8 protein-coding genes and 1 tRNA gene are annotated in these 6,880 nt (G+C 66.7%); 8 read left to right on the top strand and 1 reads right to left on the bottom strand.

Annotated features, from left to right (window positions below; all coding sequences use genetic code 11):
* From cgtA to Y705_RS0103620, 8 genes are all read left to right on the top strand, one after another.
* Positions 1-654: Obg family GTPase CgtA (gene cgtA, locus Y705_RS17155; protein WP_155849899.1), on the top strand; the 654-nt coding region annotated here is incomplete at its 5' end.
* The gene (gene proB, locus Y705_RS0103655; protein WP_026531862.1) at positions 654-1,784 is read left to right on the top strand and encodes a glutamate 5-kinase; all 1,131 of its coding nucleotides are present in this window, start codon (positions 654-656) and stop codon (positions 1,782-1,784) included. The genes cgtA and proB, both read left to right, overlap by 1 nt.
* A gap of 79 nt (positions 1,785-1,863) precedes the next feature.
* A complete protein-coding gene (locus tag Y705_RS0103650) occupies positions 1,864-3,201 on the top strand; it encodes a glutamate-5-semialdehyde dehydrogenase (protein ID WP_026531861.1) in 1,338 nt (445 codons plus the stop codon).
* A 103-nt stretch (positions 3,202-3,304) separates the two neighbouring features.
* Entirely contained in the window at positions 3,305-3,541 is a 237-nt protein-coding gene (locus tag Y705_RS0103645) for a hypothetical protein (RefSeq protein ID WP_026531860.1), read from the top strand.
* Positions 3,542-3,636: 95 nt separating this feature from the next.
* On the top strand, positions 3,637-4,251 hold the full coding sequence (gene nadD / locus Y705_RS17150) for a nicotinate-nucleotide adenylyltransferase (protein WP_049822231.1): 615 nt from the start codon (positions 3,637-3,639) through the stop codon (positions 4,249-4,251).
* A 72-nt stretch (positions 4,252-4,323) separates the two neighbouring features.
* Entirely contained in the window at positions 4,324-4,740 is a 417-nt protein-coding gene (gene rsfS / locus Y705_RS0103635) for a ribosome silencing factor (protein WP_026531859.1), read from the top strand.
* Positions 4,740-5,420 carry a histidine phosphatase family protein gene (locus tag Y705_RS17145; protein WP_049822219.1) on the top strand — a complete coding sequence of 227 codons (681 nt, stop codon included), beginning with the start codon at positions 4,740-4,742 and terminating at the stop codon, positions 5,418-5,420. The genes rsfS and Y705_RS17145 overlap by 1 nt, the downstream gene beginning before the upstream one ends.
* A 90-nt stretch (positions 5,421-5,510) precedes the next feature.
* Positions 5,511-5,583: transfer RNA gene (locus Y705_RS0103620), tRNA-Ala, on the top strand.
* 137 nt (positions 5,584-5,720) lie between these two features.
* Here Y705_RS0103620 and Y705_RS0103615 read toward each other — a convergent pair.
* Positions 5,721-6,737 carry a DUF808 domain-containing protein gene (locus tag Y705_RS0103615; RefSeq protein ID WP_026531857.1) on the bottom strand — a complete coding sequence of 339 codons (1,017 nt, stop codon included), beginning with the start codon at positions 6,735-6,737 and terminating at the stop codon, positions 5,721-5,723.
* Positions 6,738-6,880 lie beyond the last annotated feature (143 nt).

Raw genomic sequence — 6,880 nt, 5'->3', positions numbered from 1 at the left:
GAGGCCCGCGGCTACCGCGTGTTCGAGGTCTCGGCGTCGAGCCATGAGGGCCTGCGCCAGCTGGGCTACGCCATGGCGGAGATCGTCGAGGCAGCGCGCGCCGCGGTCAAGGCCACACCGCCCGTCGTGGCACCGCCCGTCCTTCGCCCGCGGGGCGTCAACGCCGCTGCATTCCGGATCCGCAACGAGGAGAAGGATGCCCTTCCACTGTTCCGCATCCTCGGTGAGAAGCCCGAGCGCTGGGTGAAGCAGACCGACTTCACCAACGACGAGGCCGTCGGCTATCTTGCCGACCGGCTCGCGAAGCTGGGCGTCGAGGAGCAGCTCTTCAAGGCAGGCGCGAAGCCGGGCGAGACCGTGGTGATCGGCGAGGGCGACGGCGTCGTCTTCGACTGGGAGCCGACCATGATGGGCGGTGCCGAGCTCCTTGCGGGACCGCGTGGCAGCGACCTCCGCCTCGCGGAGTACGATCGGCCCACGCGTGAGCAGAAGCGCGAGGAGTACCAGGAACGCAAGGATGCCAAGGCGGCGGCGAGGGCCGATCTCGAGGCCGACCGCAAGGCAGGCATCTGGACCGAGTCCGTGAACAACCGCAAGAAGCACGTACCGGCTGCTGTGCCGGTCGACGCCGAGGACCAGGACCCAAGGAATTAATGACCGCATCCAAGACCCTGACGAACCGCGCCGGCCTCTCGAAGGCCGGGCGGATCGTCGTGAAAGTCGGATCCTCCTCCCTGACGTCGGTTTCCGGCGGCATCTCGGAGGATGCGCTGACCCGCCTGTCCACCGTGCTTGCCCATCGGAGGAACGCCGGCACTGAAGTCATCCTGGTTTCCTCGGGCGCGATCGCTGCAGGGCTCGCGCCGCTCGGATTGCAGCGACGACCCACCCAGCTTTCCTCACAGCAGGCCGCCGCGAGCGTTGGCCAGGGGCTCCTGATGGCCCGCTACACCGAGGCCTTCGGTGCCCACGGGGTAACGGTGAGCCAGGTACTCCTGACGGTCGAGGACCTCATCCGGCGCACCCACTACGCCAATGCCCACCGGGCTCTGGAGCGGCTCCTGAATTTCGGTGTCGTGCCCATCGTCAATGAGAACGACACCGTGGCGAGCCATGAGATCCGGTTCGGCGACAACGACCGCCTCGCAGCCCTCGTGGCACACCTCGTCAAGGCCGACGCCCTGATCCTGCTCTCGGATGTCGATGCGCTGTACGACGGACCGCCGAAGGACGGCGCGCTGCGGATTCCCGAAGTGAAGTCGCCGGCGGACCTTGAAGACGTCACGATCGGACGGCCCGGCAAGGCAGGAGTAGGCACCGGCGGCATGGTCACGAAGGTCGAGGCCGCGACGATCGCGGCAAGCTCGGGCATCCCGGCGCTGGTCACGTCGACCGCGAATGCGGCCGCGGCGCTGGCAGGCGACGACGTCGGCACCTGGTTCAGCTCCACCGGGCGACGGCAACCGATCCGGCTGCTCTGGCTCGCGCACCTGGCGCGGATCCATGGGAGCCTCATCCTCGACGACGGCGCAGCCCGTGCCGTGGGCGACGGCGGCCGCTCCCTCCTGCCGGCCGGCATCGATCGGATCTCCGGGACGTTCGAGGCCGGTGACCCGGTGGAGATGGTGGACCGTAGGGGACGCGTGGTGGCGCGCGGACTCGTGAACTACAGCTCCGTGGAACTGCCTCGGATGCTCGGTCGCTCGACCGGCGACATCGCCCGGGAATTCGGCTCCGAATACGAACGCTCCATTGTCCACGTCAACGACCTCGTGGTCCTCTGAACGAGGACGAACTGCGCTATCCGCCTTTTCCATCGCGGAGCCCTATGGGGCCGCCATGGATGCTCACTAGACTGAAGGGATGACTGACTTGTTGACAGGAAACTCGATCAATTCCAGTACCGAAAGCGGGGAAGGCACGCAGGGCGCTGCCGGTTCCGATGAGCTGACCACTGCGGTGTACGGCATCACCGATCGCTCCCGGACGGCGTCCCGCGTGATCGGCCGCGCGACGCGTGCCCGCAAGGACCGCGTCCTCCAGGCGGTCGCCGTCGCCCTGGTCCAGAGGCAGGCCGCCGTCCTCGAGGCGAACGCGCTCGACACGGCCGCGGGACGTGCCAACGGCACGTCCGACTACCTCCTCGACAGGCTCACCCTCACGCCCGAGCGCATTCAGGGCCTGGCCACGGCGCTCGAGGAACTGGCGGCACTGCCCGATCCCGTCGGTTCCGCTGTACGCGCCCAGACGCTCCCCAATGGAATCCGCATGCGGCAGGTCCGCGTGCCGCTCGGGGTCGTCGCCGCCATCTACGAGGCGCGCCCCAACGTCACCGTGGACATCGCGGGCCTTGCGCTCAAGAGCGGCAACGCCGTGATCCTGCGCGGCGGCAGCGCTGCAGCCCATACCAACGCGGCCCTGATCGGGATTCTCCGGGACACCCTCGGAGAGCAGGGCCTCCCCGCGGACGTCGTCCAAACCATCGACGAGTTCGGCAGGGACGGCGCCAACGTCCTCATGGGGGCGAGGGGCCGGGTGGACGTCCTGATTCCACGCGGCGGGCGGGACCTCATCCAGACCGTGGTCCGAAACGCCGCAGTGCCGGTCATCGAGACGGGCGAGGGCAACGTCCATATCTTCCTCGACGAATCGGCGGACGAGGACATGGCCGTGGACATCCTGCTCAACGCGAAGACCCAGCGGCCGAGCGTCTGCAACACCGTGGAAACCCTCCTCATCCACAACGGTGCCACGGCTGCGCCCGAGGTATTGCGTGCCCTCTCGAAGGCCGGCGTGCAGCTGCACGTCGACGAGCGGACCGCGCAGCTGTTGCCGGCGGGTGCCGCGATGCAGGCGGTCACCGATGACGACTGGGGCCGCGAGTACATGGCGCTGGACCTGGCGGTGGCCACAGTGGACTCCGTCGACGAGGCGCTCACGCACATCCGGCGCTGGAGTACGGGCCACAGCGAAGCGATCATCACCAACGACCTGAAGAACGCAGAAGCGTTCGTTGCCGGTGTGGACTCCGCTGCGGTCCTGGTGAACGCCTCGACCCGCTTCGTCGACGGCGGCGAGATGGGCCTCGGTGCCGAGGTGGGAATCTCCACCCAGAAAATGCACGCCCGCGGTCCCATGGGCCTGACCGAACTCACCACCACCAAGTGGATCCTGAACGGCGATGGTCAGATCCGGCTGTAGGTGAGGGTGCCGGGGGAGTTCCTCCAGCGCGTAACATGGTATGGAAACTCCGTATGGGCCTGCGGGCTTAGGGCGGGCCGCTACTTAGTACCTAGGAAAATAGATGATGCCTCAGTATCTGGACGCCGCAATCCTCGCCGGCGAAGCGGTCGAGCACACCGAGCTGCCCATGCCCGCGATCGCCTACGGGCTGATCGTCATGGGCATCCTGCTGCTCCTCATGCTGATCACCGCGTCCTTCGCGAACCTGGGCAACCGCCACAGCGCAACCGAGGAACACATCGATCCGCACAAGCAGCACGCGAACAACCACGACCACGGCGAAGCCCAGCGGCACTAAAGGCATTGAAGCAGGCTGCGGAAGCTACAACAGGGCACGTGACCACCGGCCGGTCGGACCAGAGGCACCGCGATGGCACGGCGTGGCGCCTCGGGGTGATGGGCGGCACGTTCGACCCCATCCACCACGGGCACCTTGTCGCGGCAAGCGAAGTTGCAGCGGTGTTCGATCTTGACGAAGTGGTCTTCGTACCCACGGGACAGCCGTGGCAGAAGGCCGATACGGATGTCAGTCCGGCCGAGCACCGGTACCTGATGACAGTGGTCGCCACCGCGTCGAACCCCAGTTTCACGGTGAGCCGTGTGGATATCGACCGACCAGGGCCAACGTTCACCATCGACACCCTTCGGGACCTGAAGGTCCAGCGGCCCGATGCGCAGCTGTTCTTCATCACCGGTGCCGACGCCATGGCGCAGATCCTCACCTGGAAGAACGCCGAAGAGCTGTGGTCGCTCGCGCGCTTCATCGGAGTGACGCGTCCAGGCCACGAGCTCGACGACGGCGGTCGGGACGTCAGCCTGCTCGAGGTGCCGGCGATGGCCATCTCGTCGACCGACTGCCGGCAGCGGGTCGGCTCGGGCAACCCGGTCTGGTACCTGGTACCCGACGGCGTCGTTCAATACATCGCGAAGCACGGTCTGTACCGGGCGGCCGGCCCGCCCACCATGGGTATCGCCGACTCCGGCGCCGTCCAGCAGACCACCGGATAGATCCACAACAGTTTTCAGCACATCGAAACAGATGCTCGGTCCCCTCGGGGGACGGCACATACAAGGAGATCAGTGAGCGCTAGCGAATCATCCATCGGGATTGCCCGGACGGCGGCCCGTGCCGCCGTGGACAAGATAGCCCAGGACATTGTTGCCATCGACGTCAGCGAGCGTCTGGCGATCACCGACGTGTTCCTCATCGCGTCCGCGCCGAGTGAGCGTCAGGTCAACGCCATCGTGGACGCCATCGAGGAGGAACTGTCGAAGCAGGACCTCAAGCCGGTGCGGCGTGAAGGCCGGAGCGAGGGCCGCTGGGTGTTGCTCGACTACGCCGAGGTGGTGGTGCACGTCCAGCATGAGGAGGACCGCCTCTTCTATGCGCTGGACCGCCTCTGGAAGGACTGCCCCTCGGTGGACCTCCAGCTGGAGGGACAGCAGGTTTCACCGCAGCTGGCCGGGGAAGCGGCGTCGGGCGATTCCGAGTCGTAGTGAACTTCCATGCCCACTCCGATCCCGCCGCCCGTAGGATCATCTTCTGGCGTCATGGCCGCACCGCATGGAATTCCAACGGCCTCTTCCAGGGCCAGGAGGATATCGGGTTGGACAGCGTCGGTCGTGAGCAGGCCGCGCGTGCAGCGGAAATCCTTGCGCTGCGCCGGCCCGTACGGATCCTTTCGTCGGATCTCACCCGGGCCTCGGACACCGCCAAGTTCCTCGGAGAACTGACCGGATTGCCCGTCGGCCTCGATGTCCGCCTCCGGGAAACGGCTGCCGGCGCCTGGCAGGGGCTCAGCTTCGCCCAGATCGACGAGAAGTTCCCCGAGGCCAACGCTGCATGGCGTGGTGGCGATCCGCTGGTCCGCGCGGGCGGGGCGGAGAACCGCGAGGAAGTGGGCCGGCGGATGAGGATCGCCACCACCCAAGCCGTCGAATCGCTGAACGAGGGTGAGACCCTGGTGATCGTCAGCCATGGTGGTGCGATCCGGTCGGGGTTGGCGTCCCTGATGGGATTGCCGTCGCTCGTGTGGGGCGCTTTGTCCGGCGTGTCGAACTGTCACTGGTCCGCCCTGGACGAGCAGGTCAGGGTGGATGATGCGTTGTACACGTGGCAGCTGCGGGAGCACAACGTGGGCATTGGCTCGCTTCCCTCGGAACCTGTCGAAGGCTGAAACCCGCGCCGATCCGCCGATTTTGCAGAGCGGGAGAAGTTTACTAAACTAAACAAGTTGCTTCCGGGAAACCGGGAGCGGCGAAGGATTGGGGCTGTGGCGCAGCTGGTAGCGCACCTGCATGGCATGCAGGGGGTCAGGGGTTCGAGTCCCCTCAGCTCCACCGATCAACCGCTGGATCCAGGGAAGTAGCCTGGATCCAGCGGTTTTTTCTTGCCCTGCGGCGGTCGCCCGCCCACGTTTACGCGAGCGCGGGCGCTACCGGTTCGTGCAACAGGCCATGCCCGCTCCCGTGTACAGCTAGGAGGTGGAGTCGGCGTCACGTTTCGTCGGCCGATAGCCGGCGACGGCGGCGCGGACGTCGCCCTCTTCGTGCCCGCCCTTCTTCTTGCTGAACGCATTGAGCAGCGGGTGGAGGATAGCCATGACGACGAGGCCCCAGGCGAGTCCCAGGACGGCCGAGCACAGGGTGTTCACCAGCCAGGCCAGGAGGCCGCCCACTACCGCAATCCCGGCGAATGGGGCCTCGAGGACATGAACCAGGTCGTACGGTGCGTGCCAGCCGAGGTCGTAGGCTCCCTGCAGCATGATGTGACCACCAACCCACAGCATGGCCACCGTCCCGACGAGGGTTATCGCGGTCAGCACGGCGGGCATCCCCTTGACGAGCAGCGCGCCGAAGCGCTGGGAGCCCGCGGAGTCCTTGGTGGTCAGGTGCAGGCCGATGTCATCCATCTTGACGATGAGTGCGACGGCACCGTACACGATCACCGTGATCGCGAGTGCCACCACGACGAGAATGAGCGCCCGGGACCAGATGGATTCGTCGGCCACCTCGTTCATCGAGATGACCATGATCTCGCAGGACAGGATGAAGTCGGTGGTGATGGCGCCCTTGGTGACCTTGGCCTCCGCCTCCGGGCCCTGCTCGACCGCCGGCGCCTTCTCCTTCTCGGAGTGGCCGCGGAGCTTGTGCCAGACCTTTTCGGCCCCCTCGTAGCAGAGGTACGTGCCGCCCGCCATGAGGATGAAGGGGATAACCCCTGGGATGAAGGCGCTGATCAGCAGCAGCGCCGGCAGGATGATCAACAGCTTGTTCCGGAGCGAACCCCAGAAGATTCGCTTGATCATCGGCAGTTCGCGGGAGGGGTCCGCCCCGGACACGTACTGGGGGGTGACGGCGGCGTCGTCGATCACCACGCCGGCGGCCTTGACCCCCGCCCTGGCGGCCCCGGCAGCGACGTCGTCCACCGAGGCCGCCGCTATGCGGGCCAGGGCTGCGACGTCGTCCAGCAGGGCGACCAGACCGCCGCTCACAGATCGCCCTCGTACTGCTCGAAGGTGGAGTGTTGGGCGTGGAGACCTCGGTTGAGGCGCGTGATCGGCATGCTCAGAGTATACGGCGGCGGACATCCCGCCGACGGGACGGGTTGACTCAGCGAAGATGGGCGCGTAGCGGG

It is taken from the genome of Arthrobacter sp. H41, assembly GCF_000520535.1.
Taxonomy (GTDB): Bacteria; Actinomycetota; Actinomycetes; order Actinomycetales; family Micrococcaceae; genus Arthrobacter_D.
The sequence above is the reverse complement of the archived record's forward strand: the minus strand, read 5'-3'. Positions and strand labels throughout refer to the sequence as shown.